The organism is Frankia umida (assembly GCF_023242945.1).
Taxonomy (GTDB): domain Bacteria; phylum Actinomycetota; class Actinomycetes; order Frankiales; family Frankiaceae; genus Frankia; species Frankia umida.
This window is the reverse complement of sequence record NZ_JALKFT010000082.1, coordinates 1-1,826: the sequence shown is the minus strand read 5'-3', so window position 1 is coordinate 1,826 and position 1,826 is coordinate 1. Positions and strand designations below refer to the sequence as shown.

The following is a 1,826-nucleotide window of genomic DNA, read 5'->3' as shown; positions in this document are numbered from 1 at the left end:
CCCACCCCACCCTCCACCGCACCCACCCCACCCTCACCCACTTCCACACCAACCTCGCCACCCTCCACACCCACGGCACTCCGAGGCCGCCGGTACCCGCCGCCGCCACCCGCGCGGTCGGTCTGCCGACGTATCCCTTCGAGCACCAGCGCTACTGGATCATCCCGCCGGCCGCCGTCACCGATCCCATCCAGCTCGGTCTCGACCCGACCACCCATCCGCTCCTGCAGACCACGCTGCACGGCCCGGACGACACCACCAGCCATACCGGTGCGCTCGCCGTGACGGCCTACCCGTGGCTCGCCGACCACGCCGTAGCCGGTACGACCGTTCTGCCCGGCACCGCCCTGGTCGACCTCGCCCTGCACACCGGCAGCCTCCACAACACACCCCACCTCGACGAACTCACCATCCACACCCCCATCACCCTCACCCCCGACCACCCCACCCACCTCCACCTCACCCTCACCGCCCCCACCCCCCACCGCACCCTCACCATCCACACCCGCCACCACCCCGACAGCCCCTGGACCCCCCACGCCACCGCCACCCTCACCACCAGCGAGCCCAGCACCCAGCGGCAGGCCTTCGACCTGAGCGCCTGGCCGCCGCCGGGGGCCGTCCCCTTCGATGTGAGCGACGCCTACGAGCGGCTCGCCGCGCGGTCCTACGAGTACGGACCGGCCTTCCAGGGAGTCCGGGCGATCTGGCGACGGGACGCGGAGATCTACGCCGAGGTACGCATCCCGGACGAGCTCGCCGACGACGTGGAGGCCTTCGGCATCCATCCGGCCCTGCTCGACGCGGCGCTGCATCCCCTCGTCCTGGTCACCGACGCCGCGGTGGACGGCGATACGGCCGTGGACCCGGAGACGGCCGTGGACGCGGATGCCCCAGGTCCGCGCGTGCCGTTCGCCTGGTCCGGCGTCGCGCTGTACGCGACAGGGGCCACCACACTGCGGGTGCGCCTGACGCTCACCGGCCCGAACACCGCCGCGCTCGCCCTCGCGGACGGTACCGGGGCGCCGGTCGCCTCGATCGACACGCTGACCATCCGGTCGATCTCCCTGGACGCGCTCCGCGGCGCCGACGCCGACCCGCTGCGGGATTCGCTGTTCGGCCTGGAATGGGTCGCGTTGCCCGACGGCCGGCTGCCCGCGGAACCCGACACCGGCATCGCCGAACTCGTGGGCCCCTCGGACGGGGGGAACGGCAGTGGCCTCGACGTGCCCGGCGGGACCGCCTACCCGGATCTGGCGGCCCTGCTGTCCGCTCTCGAGGCCGGTGCGCCCGTCCCCTCAACTGTCATCGTCGCGCCCGCGGCACTCACGACAGCGGGCGCGCCGGCGCCGACTGACCCGGCCGACACCGGCAGCGCGGACGGCGTCGGCAGCGCGGACGGCGTCGTCGCGGCGACGCACAGCACGGTGGAGGCGGTGCTGCGGCTCGTCCAGCAGTGGCTGGCCGAGGAGCGTTTCGCCGACTCCCGGCTCGTCCTGGTCACCCGGGAGGGAACCGACGCCGACGGGACCGTGCGCGACTTCGCCCACGCGGCCGTCTGGGGGCTGATCCGCTCAGCCCAGGCGGAGCACCCGGACCGGTTCGTCCTCGCCGACCTCGGCAGCGGCGACGGGGCCGCCTCGTCGTCCGGGCAGGCGCTTCTGGACGGGCTGGCCAGCGGTGAACCGCAGCTCGCCATCCGCGACGCGCGGATTCGGGTACCCAGGCTGGCCCGGCGAGCGGCTCTGCCCGCGGACGGTCCGGCGTTCGACCCCGAAGGCACCGTCCTGATCACCGGCGGCACCGGCACCCTCGGCGCACTCCTC

Annotated in this window: 1 protein-coding gene; it reads left to right on the top strand. The window is 74.2% G+C overall.

The genetic code is table 11. The annotated features are described in order from the left end of the window. A partial coding sequence (locus tag MXD59_RS25840; protein ID WP_248827172.1) for a SpnB-like Rossmann fold domain-containing protein occupies nt 1-1,826 on the top strand: 1,826 nt, incomplete at both ends.